The following is a 15,523-nucleotide window of genomic DNA, read 5'->3' on the forward strand; positions in this document are numbered from 1 at the left end:
AGTAATGATTCGTTTATTGATATTGGTTCTAGCATGGGTTTTACTCGTGGAAAGTCGCGCCGGAGCGAGACCTTTATCAGGAAACGCATGCTTGTCGCTATTGCGGGACACTGTGAAACAAAACAGTAAAATCTTCCTGCCCGATAGTCTGATTCAAGACACACTCCGGTACGAGTATTCCAAGATTAAAAAGGTGGCTTACCGTCGTAAATGGACGAAGGAGCTTTACAAGATGATATTCGTTAATCCCCGGAAATATAATATCGATATTGTTGAAACGGAGAATAGTGAAGACCGTTATAAGCCGTACCGGGGAAAAATGATCCGGGAGATTCGTGTCAAAGTGTTGCCTCCTTTCGGGACGAGCGTCAATGACACGATTACTTACGGGCAGGATAGCTTGCAGTGGATTCTTGCCCTCGCCAATTCCATTCACCAGAAGTCCGCCGAGCGGGTGATTAAAAAGCAAATGACGGTGAAGCCGGGGATGTATATCGATCCCTTCGAGTTGGTTCAGAACGAGCAATTGCTGAAGGAAATGTCCAATGTCGATGATGCCTTGATAGGGATCGAGCGAGTGGCGGGCGACACGACGATGGTCGATCTGGTGGTGGTGTGCAAGGACGAGTTCTCGTGGACGGGGGAAGTGTGGAGTAATTTCTTGAATTCCGTGGACATGGGTATCGAAACCAAGAACTTGTTCAAGTTGGGGCATATGGTACATTACGAGGCCAGTTACCGCGGGCGTAAAGACCAGAAGTGGGGAAATCTGATCGAGTACAAGGCGGCGAATGTCGTGGGAACGCACATGGATTTCTACGGGATGTACGAGAATACCTTTAATCAAGAAGTCTTGCGCGTGCAAATGGATAAACGATTCCTGACATACAAGACGAAATGGGCGGGGGGAGCTGCTTTTAGCCGGGTGTACTCGTCCAAAACGTTGGTGGACAGGGATATCACGAAGCCGATAGAGTCGTTTAATTACCAGTTATGGGATTTTTGGGGAGGGACATCTTTTTACTTGAACGAGAAATTCAGCTATAACCGGATATTTTACCTGACGGGACGTTACACGGGTACCAACTTCGTGGATCGTCCGCTGGTGACGAGTGATTCGAATCATTTTTATTACGACCGTAACCGGATCATGGGGGCTTTGACATTCACGAAAATAAAGTATTTTAAAGCGAATTTGATCTATGATTTCGGGCGCACGGAGGATATCCCTTCCGGTTTGTCCGGCACGTTGCTTTTCGGTTACGAGAAAAGTGATTTCACGGAGTACGGTTATCTCGGCACGGAATGGCATTACTCGTGGTTTGACAAATACAAGGATAACTTTTACTCGTGGTACGCGGCATTGGGTTCTTTCTGGAACGGCTACACGGCGGAAAGCGGCGTGTTTAAAGCCGGGGCGCAGTTTATCAGCCCGCTGTACGAGTTGTCCCGGTATCGGTTACGTTTTTACAGTAACATGGATTACGTGCTGGGATTCAAGCGGAATCCCGACGATTATATCTATTTCGAAGATGCGAATATACGGGGTTTCGATACCGACACTATACGGGGTAAACAACGTCTTTCCGGTTCCGTGTCGACAACACTTTTCCTACCGTATATCAAGCGGGGATTCCGGGCATCCGTGACTACTTTCGTGGATTGGGGGGTGCTTGCCAGAGAGGATAAATCGATATTTAAAAGTCAGTCGTACTGGGGGATAGGGTTCAGCCTGAATTTGCGTAATGATAATTTGATTCTAAAGAATTTAAGCATACGTTTCGCTTTTTACCCGAAGGTTCCACCCGACGCCCACTTGATCGAGGTGGATGCCTCGAGCCGACGGAAAACAGGGTTTTATGATTACCGAGTCTATAAACCGGACGCGATTAAATACGAGTAGCTCAACGGTATTTCGATACACTTTTTAACTAGATTCGTTTTAAATAGGCTTCCGAAATTCCCCGAGAAGTTGTATCTTTGCGGTAAATTAATTTGGAGAGGATGAAGAAGGTTTTTTTGTTTTCTATTTTTTTACTTTGCGGCTTATTTTTTTCTCAAATACTCCCGTCTGCCATGGGAGAAATGTACGGGAGTTTTTATAGTGTATGTAAATGGCTGATGTTTATCTGCCTCGCGTTTATCATGATAAATGTCGGACGGGAGTTCGAGTTGGATAAGACGAAATGGAGATCTTATACCACCGATTATTTTATCGCCATGGCGACTGCCGCCGTACCTTGGTTACTGATCGCTTTCTATTATATTTTCTTTTTGGACACGGGGCTTTCGTGGCAGAATAACTTGCTGATCAGCCGGTTTGCCGCCCCGACGTCAGCAGGGATATTGTTCACGATGCTGGCTGCCGCCGGACTGAAACGGGAGTGGATTTACAAGAAAACACAGGTACTTGCCATATTTGACGATTTGGATACGATTCTTTTGATGATTCCCTTGCAGATATTAATGATTGGTTTCAAGTGGCAGTTGTTCGTGATTATACTGGTCGTTTGCGTGCTTCTGATCTTCGGGTGGAAGCGTTTGAGTTCGCTGAATCTGCCACAGTCGTGGAGGGCTATTTTGCTTTATTCCGTGTGTATCGTGGCAGCGTTCGAGAGCGTGTACCTGATCACGAAATCGCTCATGGGACAGGACGGGGCAATTCATATCGAGGTGTTGTTGCCCGCTTTCGTGCTGGGGATGGTGATGAAGACGGTTCACAAGCATTCGCGCGAGGAAGAGAGGGCGTCCAGCTTTATTTCCTACTTGTTTATGTTCCTCGTGGGATTGAGTACGCCGATTTTTATCGGTCTGGAAACCGGAGGCGACAGTATGCCCGGGTGGGGCGTGCTTATCTTTCACGTGATTGTCGTGACGGTGCTTTCTAATCTGGGAAAGATGTTCCCGCTGTTTTTCTATCGTGACCGGAAGATACAGGAACGGTTGGCACTGTCAATCGGTATGTTTACCCGCGGTGAAGTGGGAGCGGGGATTATCGTGATTGCCATGGGTTACCAGTTGGGTGGTCCGGCATTGATTATCTCTATCCTTAGTCTGGTGCTGAATCTCGTGTTGACCGGATTCTTCGTGGTTGCCGTGAAACGTATCTCGCAGAGCGTGTATGGGGTTAAAGAATAGTTTTTGGATTTATGATTTTAGATTTCTTGATTGAAGATTTAGGAATTTAATGATTTGAACGGAAATCAATTAATAACTTATTTGTTATCAATTAGGTTAGAGTGTCAATCGTAAATCAAGAAATCATAAATCAATCAGTTGTTCTTTATTTTCTTGATTAAGGCGTACATTCTCCACCACAAGTAGGCGATAAGTAACACGGATATTGTGTAGATGATTCGGTTGTCGATGTCTATAAACCGTTTGAACATCAACGGTACCGCTCTTACTGTGTTCCACGGGGTTATTCCTTGCCACGAGAAGCGTACTTCGGTTGGGGACGCGATGATGGAAATGATACTGAATGCCGCGACAAGAGCGACGAGCGATATAATTAGAGAGGTTTTGTCTATATTTTTCATTTGCGTTTATTTTTTATCTTTTTTCTTGAACAGGTCGCCGATTTTCTTGAAGAAACCTTTCTTTTTCGGTTGCTCCGTTTCGGGGGCGACTTCTTCGTGGTGTTTCACTTTTTCAAGTTTCCGGTTAGTCAATCTATCCAGTATATTTATATTTTCTTTAAAGGTGGGGACTTCCAATTCTTTTTGAGTACTCATAGGCGGTACGGGGAACGAGAGTTTCGCCCAATAGCTGTACGTGCTGCTCTTCAAGCAATCCTGCATGAACAAACCGAAGATGGGGAGTGCCATGTTCGCACCTTGTCCCAAAGAGGTAGATTTAAAATGGACGCGGGAGTTGTTCGCCCCGACACGGATCCCCACGACGATGCGGGGGGTGTAACCGATAAACCAGCCGTCGGCTTGGTTCTGGGTGGTTCCGGTCTTTCCGGCGATAGCCATATTCAACCCGTAATTATTGATAAGGCGCTTGCCGGTTCCTTCTTGAATGACAGCCGTGAGCATGGATGACATCAAGTGAGCTTCTCCGGAGGGTAAAACCTGTTCTTTGCGGGGAGGTTCCGCCTCGTATATAATCCGTCCTTCCCGGTCTTTGATCGAAACCAAATAGTAAGGTTCCGTGAGAACCCCGTTATTTGCATAACATAAATAGGGGAGAACCATTTCTTTTAACGGAATATTCGCCGCACCCAAGGCTATGGAAGGAACAGCGGGCAGGTCGCTTTGTATTCCCAGACGGCGGGCATGTGCTATCGTGGTATCTATTCCCGTCTGGAGAAGTACTTCCACGGCTATCGTGTTGATAGATTGACTTAATGCCCCTTTCAGCGTGTAGAATCCCTCGTATCGGTTGTTCGAGTTCCGGGGAGTCCAGTTGTCATATTCCGGGTAGCTTTTTTGTTCATCCTTGTAATAGGCATCCACTCGGGCTCCATGCTCAACGGCGGCACTGTAAACGACAGGTTTAAAGACTGAACCCACTTGACGTGGCGCCAGTACTTGATCGTACTGGAAATACTTGAAGTCCAATCCGCCAATCCATACTTTTACTTTTCCGGTATGCGGCTCTATGGCGATCATGCCGGGGTGAAGTATTTTCAAGTAGTGCTTAATGGAGTCGATCGGGGACATTTGCATTTCCACCTCTCCTTGATAGGCGCTGTAAATAGTCATGCATTTCTTCTCGTTTAGAGCGGCAAGAATGGCTTTTTCACCCAATCCCTGTTGTTTCAGTGATTTGTAAGTTGTGCTTTCCCGGATGGCTTTATCGAGGATATCGGGTTCTTTATACCACGGGTCTTGTTTGTCCCAATGCGTGTAGAAAGAGTTTTGCAAAGATTTCATGTGGGTGTGCATGGCGTCTTCTGCGTAACGTTGCATCTCGGCATCAATCGTCGTGGTGAGAATCAGACCGTCCTTGTATAAATTGTAATTCGTGCTGTTTGCCTCGTTGTATTTGGCAATCAGCTTCATGGCATCCTGCCTGATTTGTTCCCGCAGGTAGGGGGCTAATCCCGAATAATGATTCAAGGGTTTGTAACGGAGTTCCAGCTTCTCCTTTTTCAGTTGCTCGGCCTCGGCTTCCGTGAGGTAATCGTATTTCTCCATTTGGGCAATCACCGTGTTGCGCCGCTGTAACATACGGTCGGGATGTACGCGGGGATTGTAGTAGGAGGGACCTTTTAATAAACCTATCAACGTGGCGGCTTCCGGAATTGTGAGTTGTGTTGCCGTCGTGGAGAAGTATTTTTGCGCGGCACTCTCGATGCCGAATGTTCCTTCCCCGAAGGATACGGTGTTCAAATATAAAGTGAGTATCTCGTCTTTCGAGTACAGTTTTTCCAACCGGTGGGCGGTGATGATTTCTTTGATTTTGATGACCGGAAGCATCAGACTGCTCCGGTATTCGCGGGGGAAAAGGTTCTTTGCCAACTGCTGGCTGATTGTGCTGCCGCCACCGGAACTCCTGTCACCGAGTAACAGTGTCTTGAAGAGAACGCGGAGCATGCTGATTTTGTCAAATCCCTTGTGTTCATAGAAGCGGACATCTTCGGTTGCAATCAGGGCATTAACTGCATTGCGGGAAATTTCGCCGAACGGGACATTCGTGCGGTTCTCCACGTAATATTTCCCAAGCAGTTCGCCGTCCGAACTGTACAGGGAGGAAGCCTCGAAATTCCGTATCTCCCTTAAATCCTGATAATCCGGGATTTTACCCCACATGCCGTAATAAACACAATACACGAACAGACCGACCAGAAAAACACATAGCAAAGCGGTTAAAAGCAAGGTTTTGACGACTCGCTTTAAGAAGCTCTTTTTCTGTTTCTTGGGTTTCCTTTTCTGTACTTTTTTTCTTTTTTCCATCACGTGTTTATTTGCGGTGTAAAAGTAGAAATATATTTTTATTTTACGGATGAAAAATTATTTCGATATTTCCTTTTTTCATAGGGATTTAAATATACCTTTGTGGCACAGTTTACAAAAACGAAATAAATAACAAATTAACTACGTAAAAAGAAACAAAAGTATATTGTCATGCTGAATATCGCGTTGTTTGGCCCTCCGGGAGCCGGAAAAGGAACTCAGGCAAAGAAGATTGTCGAGAAGTACAATTTGGCTCATCTGTCCACGGGGGACATGATTCGTAAAGAAATTGCCGAAGGTTCGGATTTTGGTAAAATGGCCGCCGGAATAATTAATAAAGGCGAGTTATTATCCGACGAGTTCGTGGTAGCGTTAATCGTGAATAGTATAGAACATCATAAGGATGTAAACGGATTTTTGTTCGACGGTTTCCCAAGAACTGTCAGACAAGCCGAGATTCTTGACGAAATGCTTGCAAAAACGGGACATCCGTTGAGTGCTTTAATTAGTATTGATGTTCCTCACGATGAGTTAATGCGCCGTATGTTAGAGCGTGCGAAGATAGAGGGACGTTCCGATGATAATGAAGAGGTTATCGAGAATCGTTTTCGGGAATACAAGGCGAAGACTTTGCCGGTTGCCGACCACTACAAGAACCAGAAAAAGCATCATACAGTAAATGGCTTTGCCACGGTAGAAGAGGTTTTCCAATCCATTGCGGGTATTTTGGAAGGGGTAAAGTAAAGCAAGTAAGATAAATAAAAAAGCGATTGAAATAACTGTGTTTCAATCGCTTTTTTATTATATTCCGGGTTCTTGCGGCTTATAATGCCACTGTAAGATAAGGAATAATAGTCCGGGAATAAAAATAATGACAGCCGTGGCTTGCAATGCCACGGAAAGGGAATACAGGTCATGTAGCCATCCCACGAGCGGAGCCATGGCTGCAAACATTAAACGGATAACGAAATTCCGGATAGAGAGAACCGTTGCCCGCATTTCGGAGAACGTGATCTGGTTGATATATCCTTTTAGAATGGGGGTGGCAAATCCTCTCACGATATAAAAAAAGAAAAGGAATACCAATCCCGTGTAAGATATGTTGAACGATACCGCCACGTATCCCCCTATGATAAAGAACAGGATAAACGCATACATCCTGTTGCTTCCCAGTTTTTGGTCCAGTCGGTCGGAGTAGAGTGCCGATATACCCACGGTCAGGTTCAATATCGTCCAGATGATGCCGAACCAAGAGGTCGGAGTATCCAGTTCTATCAGTAAGGGTTGTACAAACCACGCCATGGTCAGCGTGGCAGCCCCGATGACACCGGAAAACATGATATTATAACATAGTTCTTTGTTGGTGAAGAGGGAATATTGGATGATTTTCACGATATTGGCAAACGAGTTTTCTATTCTTGTCTTTGCCGCGTGTTCCGTGAGCATAAAGGCTGCCGGAATACCGATAAAGGCAATCCCGCTTTGCACGTAGAAAGGAAGACGTAGGGAATAGGTCGCCAACAGCCCGCTGAAAATACCGGCAAAGGCTTCCGAGAAATTACCGATCATGGTTACACGTCCCTCGTATTTCAAGTAACTTTCTTCTTTACGGTAATGAATCATCGTGTCGTAAAGCAGTGCCGAATCGGCGCCCGATACCAGACTCTGACCGAAACCGAGCAGGATTTCCGATATGAAGAACGCGACAAACGTGTCCGCGAGGGAGTAGTTGGTAAACCCGAAGAAGCAAAGGATACATCCGGCAATTAAGCAATTCCTTCTTCCCCAGACATCGGCAAGATATCCAGTGGGGATCTCCAAGGATACCATGGCAATGGAATAGACGCTCTTCAAGATGAAAATATCAGCCAAATCAAGCCCGCATTCCTTGTAAAACAAGACAATGATAGGCATCACCAAGGTAAACCATTTGGAAACCTTGATCAGGTAAAGGGCGATGATATTTTTTCTAAACGACACGCTATTTATTTTTTTATTTCAAGAGGCAAAAGTAACGAATTGAAACTTGAAAATGGAGAATTAAAATGAAATTTAATGATATTGACCGGAAACGTTAGCATCAAGCGACTGGTAAATTTAGAAATTAATATCAAAAAGCTGGTTTTTGTTTCTGTTTTATTCAAAAAGCGTTATTTTTGCTTCCAAATTAAAAACATAAATCACTAATTAGTAAAAATAAGTTTGTCATGGCAATACAAAAAATTGATGACATTTACGAGGCATTAAAAGCTAACTCAAAAAAGAAACGTCTGGTTGTGGCGTACGCGAATGACAGCCATTCTATCGAGGCTGTAAATAAGGCGGTTGAATTAGGTATCGTGGAAGCTACATTGTGTGGCGACGAGAATGAAATCAAGAAGGTATGTGCGGAACACGGTTTCGATATTTCTCGTTTCAAGATTGTGCATGAGCCTGTTGATACAAAAGCTGCTGCTAAAGCAGTACAAATGGTACGTGAGAAAGAGGCTGATTTTATCATGAAAGGATTGGTCAGCACGGACAAATATATGCGTGCGATTTTGAATAAAGATTGTGGTTTATTGCCCCCGAAAGCAACGTTGTCACACGTGGTAGTAATGGAATGTCCGAATTATCACAAATTGTTGGTATTCGGTGACGCTGCAATTATTCCCGCTCCCGATTTTTCACAGAAGATGGCTATCGTGAAATACGTTTCTCAAATTGCTAATGCTCTTGGAGTGCAACGTCCGAAAGTAGCTATGATCTCCGCTACGGAACAAGTATTACCTAAAGTGGAATCTACTACTGATGCTGCAATTCTGGCTAAAATGGGAGAAAGAGGTCAATTGGGCAATATTGATATCGACGGTCCGTTGGCATTGGATGTGGCTATCGACAAAGAGGCTGCCGAGATCAAGAAGATTAATTCTCCGGTTGCCGGTGATGCCGACTGTCTGGTATTCCCGAATATCGAGGCCGGTAATGTATTCTACAAGACCAATACCAAGCTGGCAAACGCTCGTCAAGGCGCTATTCTTGTTGGAGCTACAGCTCCGAGTGTATTGTCTTCCAGAGGTGACAGCGTGGATGCCAAGTTAAATTCAATAGCGTTGGCTGCTCTTTTCGCTAAATAATTTAAAACTAAAGAGTTCATAAGGTTTGTAAAGTTCATAAAGTTTATAAAGTATATTGACCCCGCAGGCACTTTGCTCACGGCAGCAATACTGCCGATAAACATTGTCCAAAGGACTCCCGTAACTTTATAAACCTTATGAACTTTATAAACTTATATCATGGAAGAACAAAAACACGTGATTTTTATCAAGAATATGGTTTGTAACCGTTGTATTTTGGTTATAAAACAGATTCTTAAAGATTTGCAGTTTACCCCGCTACAAGTGGATTTGGGCACGGCTGTCGTGAAAGAGGAATTGACATCGGATGATCGGGAAGTGATTAGGAAGGCACTTGAAGAGTATGGATTTGAATTGATAGACGATAAACGGCAACGTATCATCGAGCAGATACGGACTTCTATCATTCAGTTGGTGCATTATGAAGGTAATCTCTCCAAGCTGAAGTTGTCGGAGTATTTGAAGGAGAAATGCCATTATGACTACAGTTTTCTAAGTAAGCTGTTCACCGAAATGAACGGAATCAGCATAGAGAAATATTATATCGCTCAAAAGGTGGAACGGATTAAAGAATTACTGTTTTATGATGAACTCTCGATTAGTGAGATTGCCGATAAACTTCAATATTCGAGCGTGGCACACTTGAGCACTCAATTCCGCAATGTGACCGGAATGTCACCGAGCGAATTTAAACGTTTGAAGGAACACGGACGGGAACCTTTGGATAAAGTGTAAATTATATCCATAATTTTGTAACAATCCGGGGGATGATATGGTTTACCTTTGTATAAAGAAAAAAGGTAAAGCGTATGAAAACTAAAAAAATATTTCCGGTAGTAGGGATGAGTTGTGCATCTTGTGCGGCTCGGGTGGATAAGGTCTTGAACGCACAGCCCGGAGTGTATGAAGCGAATATAAACTACGCGACGGCTAGTGCGCAAGTGGTTTACAATCCCGATGAATGTTCCGTTTCATCTTTGAAAAACGCGGTACAAAATGCGGGATACGATTTGTTGGTATCTGAAAATCAATCTACCGACGAAGAGGTCGGGCAAGCACGCGAGAAAAAGTATCGGCAGTTGAAAATCCAAACGTGGAGTGCCGTGGTCTTGTCCGTTCCTATCATGTTAATCAGTATGTTCTTTATTGATTATCCTTACATGAAATATGTCTTGTGGATACTTTCCACGGTTGCCGTTTTAGGTTTGGGACGTAGGTTCTATATCAACGCGTGGAAGCAATTGCGTCATGGAACTTCAAATATGGATACTCTGGTTGCCATCAGCACGGGGATTGCCTATTTGTTTAGTGTCTTTAATCTGTTGTTTCCCGATTTCTGGCTGTCGAGAGGGGTAACACCTCACCTTTATTTCGAGGCGGCGAGTGTTATCATTGCTTTTATATTATTGGGGCGTTTACTGGAAGAGCGAGCGAAACAGAATACGTCGACGGCCATTAAGAAGTTGATGGGTTTACAACCGAAGACAATAACCATTGTCACGGAATCGGGAGAAAGAACAGTACCGATTGAGGAAGCACGCGTGGGTGATACCATCGCGGTAAAACCCGGTGAACGTATAGCCGTGGACGGGACTGTCCTTAGCGGAGAGTCATTCGTGGATGAAAGTATGCTTAGCGGTGAGCCTGTTCCTGTACGCAAGCGGTCGGGAGAGAAGGTCTATGCCGGAACGATTAACCAGAAAGGTGCTTTTCATTTTACCACGGACAAGACGGGTTCCGATACTATGTTGGCACAAATTATCCGTATGGTGCAGGATGCACAGGGGAGTAAAGCACCCGTGCAGAAAATGGTCGATAAGATAGCGGGTATTTTTGTACCCGTCATTATCGGTATCGCTGTACTGTCATTCGCCGCATGGTGGATATTTGCCCCGGCGGGCGGTTTTACTCACGGCTTATTGGCTATGGTTACCGTACTGATTATTGCTTGTCCGTGCGCCTTGGGATTAGCTACCCCGACGGCACTTATCGTGGGAATAGGCAAGGGGGCGGAGCATGGTATTTTGATAAAGGATGCCACGAGTTTGGAGGTTGCCCGGAAAGTAGACACGATCGTACTGGATAAAACGGGAACGATCACGGAAGGGCATCCTGTCGTTGTGAACGCTCAATGGAAGGAGGGAGCGGAAGACTCTTGCGAAGTATTGTATAGTCTGGAACGATTGTCGGAACACCCGCTAGCGGAAGCGATAGTCAATGAATTGGGGGATGAAATATCTGTTCCGGTCACGGGATTTGAAAGTATTCCGGGTAGAGGAATAAAAGGGCAATGGAATGATGAAACTTATTATGTCGGGACTCCCGAATTACTTCGGGATAACGGTGTGTCTGTCGATAAAGAGTTGGAACAAAAAGCGGAAAGCTGGCTTAAAGATGCTCAAACGGTCATTTGGTTCGGCAATTCAACCGAAGCCCTTGCCGTGATGGGGATAACAGACAAGATAAAAGATACATCATTACAAGCTATTTCCCAATTACATAAGATGGGGTTGACGGTCTATATGTTGACAGGAGATAATGCCGCGACAGCCAAAGAAATAGCACGGAAGACCGGTATCAAGCATTATAAATCGGGTATATTGCCACAAGAGAAAGCTATTTTCGTTAAACAGTTGCAACAAGAAGGTCGGAAAGTCGCTATGGTCGGGGACGGTATCAATGATAGCGCGGCATTGGCACAAGCGGATTTAAGTATTGCCATGGGAAAAGGCAGTGATATTGCCATGGAAACAGCCATGGTCACGATCCTTTCCTCCGATTTGATGAAGATCCCGGAAACCATCCGTTTGTCGCGATTGACCGTGAAGACCATCCGCGAGAACTTGTTTTGGGCGTTTATCTATAACTTGATAGGTGTCCCCATCGCGGCAGGTATTCTCTATCCGATAAACGGTTTCCTGCTTAACCCGATGATCGGGGGAGCGGCAATGGCATTCAGCAGCGTGAGCGTCGTGAGTAACAGTCTGCGTTTGAAACGGAAAAAAATAGGTATAACCGCGAATCGAAATAATAACAATGAATATATAAATGAAGTAGAACACGTAAAAGAAAAAGGTATGGAAAAGAAATTTAAGGTGGAGGGGATGATGTGCAATCATTGTCGTACTCATGTAGAAAATGCCCTTAATAGCATTGACGGAGTGAAAGCCGTTGTAACTCTGGAGCCGCCGGTAGCTACCGTTGAATTTACGAAAGGTGAACTATCGTTGGATGAATTGCAACAAGTTGTTACAAGCAAGGCTGGGGAGTACAAAATGTCTGAAATCTGAAAGGGAGCGTTTCACAACGCTCCCCTTCTCTGAATTATTTAAAAACAACTAAGAACACAGGCTACTCTTCAGTAATCACAATTTTTATGATTTTGTCCCCTTGGCGGATAGCATCAATCACTTCCAAACCTTCGTATACTTGACCGAAGCAAGTATGTCTTCTATCCAGATGGGCGGTATTTCTACGGTTGTGGCAGATAAAGAATTGCGAACCTCCGGTATCCCGCCCCGCATGAGCCATGGATAAAACTCCGCGGTCGTGATATTGATTTTCCCCGGTTAATTCACACTTGATCGTGTATCCCGGACCACCAGTTCCGTCCCCTTTGGGGCAACCTCCCTGTATCACGAAATCCGGAATCACCCGATGAAAGGTCAAGCCGTCGTAAAAACCTTCTTTGGCTAGTTTTACAAAATTGGCAACCGTGTTAGGCGCATCTTTTTCATAAAAAAGGACTTTCATGACACCTTTTTCAGTTTCTATTTCTGCTCTATACATTATGAATTTGCTTTAGAATTTTCATAAGCAAATGTAGGTCATAAAATGAATGGAAGCAAGGCGTCTAATGTTATTTAACGCATTTTATATAGTCGCCTTCGGCGAGTTGCAAGTTACAAGTTGCATTTGCCTTCGGCAAGTTGCAGGTTTACTGGCGTTAAGGATGGAGGAGTTCGTTGATTAGGTGATTGCAGATTTCGTGATTCTCTTGTGCGATGGTAAGCGGGTAAAATTGTTGAATCCGAAAAACGGATTCAACACAGTTCTTGTTTTAATACATCGGGTAATTCAAGGCCTCGTTTTTCGAGGCTGATAAACCAGTCTGACAGTTCTTCCGGCTGAATGGAATACAATACTTCACGGAATTGGTCTATTTGTTCATCGCTGTATCGGTCAGAGGGGATACCCCGGTATTGATCCAGTTCCTCATCATCAAAGTATTCTATTTTTTCATCCACTCTCTTTAGTCCTTTCTCGCAGATAGCGTGAGCGCCGCAACAGTCGGCGGGAGGGACAACAACCGGAGTGTCATCCGGCTTTTGTTTTGATTTGAAAAGGTATGTAAAAAGGGCAACTATTACTAGAAGCCCTACTATGCTGATGATAATATAAATCATTTCAATTACTTGGAAAGTTCTTTCTTCAACAGATTTACTTGATTCGTCAGTTTCTCTACTTCCTGAGTTTTCTTGGCTAATGTACTTTTAGCATCTGCCAATTGTTTTTTCACCCCGGCAATCTCTTTTTCCAATCGGGCAATTTCGCTGTCCTTGAACTTGATATTTGCCTTGAGTGTTTCTACTTCATTTTTTAGTTTCCGGTTATCCCAATCCACATTGGTTTTGTACTCTGCCAATTGTTTTTGAAGTAAGTCTCGTTCTTCAGTCGCTCTTTTCAACTGGAGTTGTAAACCGCTCAATTGTCCTTCATTATCCTTTACTTTTGACTTTACCTGTTCGGAAACGTCTTTCAATTCGGACTTTAAAGCGGACTCTTTACTTTGCAATGTCCGTAATTGGGTGTACAGATCGTCAATCTGTTTATCTTTGGCCGCGTTGTTCGCTGTCAGTTGGTAGCGGACGGCATTAAAATCATCCTTGAGTTTTTGCATTTCGGTTTCCAGAGTCTTCTTGTCGTTAGCAAGTGTTGCCACTTCCCGGTCTACGCTTCTCTTTGCTCTGGCTAATTCCTCGTATTTCTTTTTTGAAACGCAAGAGGAGAAAAGTAACGTGAATATTAAAATACCTGATATATAAAATAATCCTTTTCTCATATTGAAATGTTTAAATTGAACTTTATTCTTGTTGTGTGACAAAAGTAGTAAAATATTTGGGTATAACAAAGAACAATAGGGGCGGCAGAATCTTAATTTAATGTTAATGCTTCAAGACGTGATACGGAATTCGTGTGTCAAATACATATTTATTTATATATTTGCGTTGGAAAATTAATACAGAATATACTATGAATAAGAAAATCCTCTCGTTACTCGTTTTGTTTTTTGGAGTATTATTTGTCGCTCAAGCTCAGAATGACGGAAAGATACGAGTGAAGGGCGTTGTGTTGGATGAAGTTACGCGTCAACCGATTGAATTTGCCAATATCGGGATTCTAGGTACGGTTGCGGGTGTTGCCACGGATATGGACGGTCGGTTCGAATTGGTAGTTTCCGAAAGATTGGCTACTTATATGATGAGAGTTTCCGCGGTGGGGTATGCTTCAGACGAGATGAAGTTGTACGAGGCAAGGGATAAAGGAGAGGTACAGATATTTTTGAAACCGATGACCTACGGGATTCACGAGGTGGATGTAACGGCAGAATCGTTGGTCTTGAAAAGATTGTTACAGAACGTGGTGAATAATATCGGTCGGAATTATATTCCGCGTCCTTATAACTACGAGGGATATTTTGAATATGGCGTCCGGATTAATGACGGGGAGAAAAAGTCGAAAGAGGCGATCGTGGATATCTATGACAGCGAAGGTTACAGGCGTTCGAATGTCGAGGATGCGTTCAAGGCTTTGAATTATAACTTCTCGCAGGTGCGCCGCAGCGAGGAAATGACTTCCGCCACGGACGGGTTGATCTTCTTTGATGACATTATCACGGCAGATATCGTTCGTAATACCCGTAATATTCTGGATCTGGAGAATTACAGGGACTTTAAATTGAAAAGTAAAGGTAAATTCTTGTACGAGGGTGATTCCGTGCAAATTGTTACTTACGAGTGTCTGAAACCTTCCTTGTCGAATTCCGGTACGACCTTCGTTACAAAATACAGCGGAGAGATATACGTGGAATTGAAGAATTACGCCGTTATTAAAAACGTTATGCGCATCACTTCTTCCGCATTCAATCTTTTGGGAAGAAATTTGATTCTGGCAGGTAACAGTCCTCGGCACGAAGTAATGGCTACGATTACGACCAATTACAAGAAAGTGAGTTCTTATTACTTTTTGAGTGGAGTGAGTATGGTGTATACTTATCTGGACGGTTCCGATCGTGTGAAAGGAGAGATGCAATACCAAACAACAAAAGTTAGCGTGAACAATACCACTCCTATTGCCGGACGGGTATATTTTGAAGAGGTTCCGACAGACAGGAATTTCTGGGATCGTTACACGATATATTTGGAAGAAGAAGAATAAAAGTCCCCCGAAAAGGGACTTTTTATTTTAGATTTAATGATTTAAGATTTAAGATTGAGTCCGTTC

At 44.0% G+C, this 15,523-nt stretch carries 13 protein-coding genes; 7 read left to right on the plus strand and 6 right to left on the minus strand.

Annotation, left to right across the window (positions count from 1 at the left end; translation table 11 throughout):
• The first annotated feature begins 4 nt into the window (after positions 1-4).
• Together H8S64_RS05930 and H8S64_RS05935 are read left to right on the plus strand one after the other, a co-directional pair.
• On the plus strand, positions 5-1,903 hold the full coding sequence (locus H8S64_RS05930; RefSeq protein ID WP_186975500.1) for a BamA/TamA family outer membrane protein: 1,899 nt from the start codon (positions 5-7) through the stop codon (positions 1,901-1,903).
• 101 nt (positions 1,904-2,004) lie between these two features.
• Positions 2,005-3,138: a cation:proton antiporter domain-containing protein gene (locus H8S64_RS05935; RefSeq protein ID WP_099292405.1), complete on the plus strand. Its 1,134-nt coding sequence runs from the start codon at positions 2,005-2,007 to the stop codon at positions 3,136-3,138.
• Positions 3,139-3,272: 134 nt separating this feature from the next.
• Here H8S64_RS05935 and H8S64_RS05940 read toward each other — a convergent pair whose 3' ends face one another.
• Together H8S64_RS05940 and H8S64_RS05945 are read right to left on the minus strand one after the other, a co-directional pair.
• Positions 3,273-3,539, minus strand: coding sequence for a hypothetical protein (locus H8S64_RS05940; RefSeq protein WP_186975343.1), 267 nt, complete (start codon positions 3,537-3,539; stop codon positions 3,273-3,275).
• A gap of 6 nt (positions 3,540-3,545) precedes the next feature.
• Positions 3,546-5,903 carry a penicillin-binding protein 1A gene (locus H8S64_RS05945; RefSeq protein ID WP_186975344.1) on the minus strand — a complete coding sequence of 786 codons (2,358 nt, stop codon included), beginning with the start codon at positions 5,901-5,903 and terminating at the stop codon, positions 3,546-3,548.
• A gap of 171 nt (positions 5,904-6,074) precedes the next feature.
• Here H8S64_RS05945 and H8S64_RS05950 point away from each other — a divergent pair, with 171 nt between their 5' ends.
• A complete protein-coding gene (locus H8S64_RS05950) occupies positions 6,075-6,647 on the plus strand; it encodes an adenylate kinase (protein ID WP_099292408.1) in 573 nt (190 codons plus the stop codon).
• Positions 6,648-6,704: 57 nt separating this feature from the next.
• On the opposite strand, the gene H8S64_RS05955 is transcribed toward H8S64_RS05950, so the two are convergent.
• Entirely contained in the window at positions 6,705-7,817 is a 1,113-nt protein-coding gene (locus H8S64_RS05955; protein ID WP_186975501.1) for an MFS transporter, read from the minus strand.
• A gap of 293 nt (positions 7,818-8,110) precedes the next feature.
• Here H8S64_RS05955 and H8S64_RS05960 point away from each other — a divergent pair, with 293 nt between their 5' ends.
• The 3 genes from H8S64_RS05960 (at position 8,111) to H8S64_RS05970 (ending at position 12,309) form a co-directional block, all read left to right on the plus strand.
• A complete protein-coding gene (locus H8S64_RS05960) occupies positions 8,111-9,019 on the plus strand; it encodes a bifunctional enoyl-CoA hydratase/phosphate acetyltransferase (RefSeq protein WP_099292410.1) in 909 nt (302 codons plus the stop codon).
• A gap of 159 nt (positions 9,020-9,178) precedes the next feature.
• Entirely contained in the window at positions 9,179-9,754 is a 576-nt protein-coding gene (locus H8S64_RS05965; RefSeq protein WP_176555067.1) for an AraC family transcriptional regulator, read from the plus strand.
• 74 nt (positions 9,755-9,828) lie between these two features.
• On the plus strand, positions 9,829-12,309 hold the full coding sequence (locus H8S64_RS05970; protein ID WP_186975345.1) for a heavy metal translocating P-type ATPase: 2,481 nt from the start codon (positions 9,829-9,831) through the stop codon (positions 12,307-12,309).
• A 61-nt stretch (positions 12,310-12,370) separates the two neighbouring features.
• On the opposite strand, the gene H8S64_RS05975 is transcribed toward H8S64_RS05970, so the two are convergent.
• The 3 genes from H8S64_RS05975 to H8S64_RS05985 form a co-directional block, all read right to left on the minus strand.
• Positions 12,371-12,808: a peptidylprolyl isomerase gene (locus H8S64_RS05975; RefSeq protein WP_018336301.1), complete on the minus strand. Its 438-nt coding sequence runs from the start codon at positions 12,806-12,808 to the stop codon at positions 12,371-12,373.
• A 254-nt stretch (positions 12,809-13,062) separates the two neighbouring features.
• Entirely contained in the window at positions 13,063-13,425 is a 363-nt protein-coding gene (locus H8S64_RS05980) for a hypothetical protein (RefSeq protein WP_099292412.1), read from the minus strand.
• 5 nt (positions 13,426-13,430) lie between these two features.
• On the minus strand, positions 13,431-14,081 hold the full coding sequence (locus H8S64_RS05985) for a hypothetical protein (RefSeq protein WP_186975346.1): 651 nt from the start codon (positions 14,079-14,081) through the stop codon (positions 13,431-13,433).
• A gap of 191 nt (positions 14,082-14,272) precedes the next feature.
• On the opposite strand from H8S64_RS05985, the gene H8S64_RS05990 reads away from it, so the two are divergent.
• A complete protein-coding gene (locus tag H8S64_RS05990) occupies positions 14,273-15,457 on the plus strand; it encodes a carboxypeptidase-like regulatory domain-containing protein (RefSeq protein WP_099292414.1) in 1,185 nt (394 codons plus the stop codon).
• Positions 15,458-15,523: the final 66 nt, after the last annotated feature.

This window comes from Butyricimonas hominis (genome assembly GCF_014287455.1).
GTDB classification, from domain to species: Bacteria; Bacteroidota; Bacteroidia; order Bacteroidales; family Marinifilaceae; genus Butyricimonas; species Butyricimonas muris.

Excerpts from the sequence above, each read along its gene's own strand:
- H8S64_RS05945 (WP_186975344.1), bottom strand. The coding sequence starts at position 5,903 with ATGGAAAAAAGAAAAAAAGTACAGAAAAGGAAACCCAAGAAACAGAAA.
- H8S64_RS05975 (WP_018336301.1), bottom strand. The coding sequence starts at position 12,808 with ATGTATAGAGCAGAAATAGAAACTGAAAAAGGTGTCATGAAAGTCCTT.
- H8S64_RS05965 (WP_176555067.1), top strand. The coding sequence starts at position 9,179 with ATGGAAGAACAAAAACACGTGATTTTTATCAAGAATATGGTTTGTAAC.
- H8S64_RS05990 (WP_099292414.1), top strand. The coding sequence starts at position 14,273 with ATGAATAAGAAAATCCTCTCGTTACTCGTTTTGTTTTTTGGAGTATTA.
- H8S64_RS05930 (WP_186975500.1), top strand. The coding sequence starts at position 5 with ATGATTCGTTTATTGATATTGGTTCTAGCATGGGTTTTACTCGTGGAA.
- H8S64_RS05955 (WP_186975501.1), bottom strand. The coding sequence starts at position 7,817 with ATGCCTATCATTGTCTTGTTTTACAAGGAATGCGGGCTTGATTTGGCT.
- H8S64_RS05985 (WP_186975346.1), bottom strand. The coding sequence starts at position 14,081 with ATGAGAAAAGGATTATTTTATATATCAGGTATTTTAATATTCACGTTA.
- H8S64_RS05980 (WP_099292412.1), bottom strand. The coding sequence starts at position 13,425 with ATGATTTATATTATCATCAGCATAGTAGGGCTTCTAGTAATAGTTGCC.
- H8S64_RS05940 (WP_186975343.1), bottom strand. The coding sequence starts at position 3,539 with ATGAAAAATATAGACAAAACCTCTCTAATTATATCGCTCGTCGCTCTT.
- H8S64_RS05960 (WP_099292410.1), top strand. The coding sequence starts at position 8,111 with ATGGCAATACAAAAAATTGATGACATTTACGAGGCATTAAAAGCTAAC.
- H8S64_RS05950 (WP_099292408.1), top strand. The coding sequence starts at position 6,075 with ATGCTGAATATCGCGTTGTTTGGCCCTCCGGGAGCCGGAAAAGGAACT.
- H8S64_RS05935 (WP_099292405.1), top strand. The coding sequence starts at position 2,005 with ATGAAGAAGGTTTTTTTGTTTTCTATTTTTTTACTTTGCGGCTTATTT.
- H8S64_RS05970 (WP_186975345.1), top strand. The coding sequence starts at position 9,829 with ATGAAAACTAAAAAAATATTTCCGGTAGTAGGGATGAGTTGTGCATCT.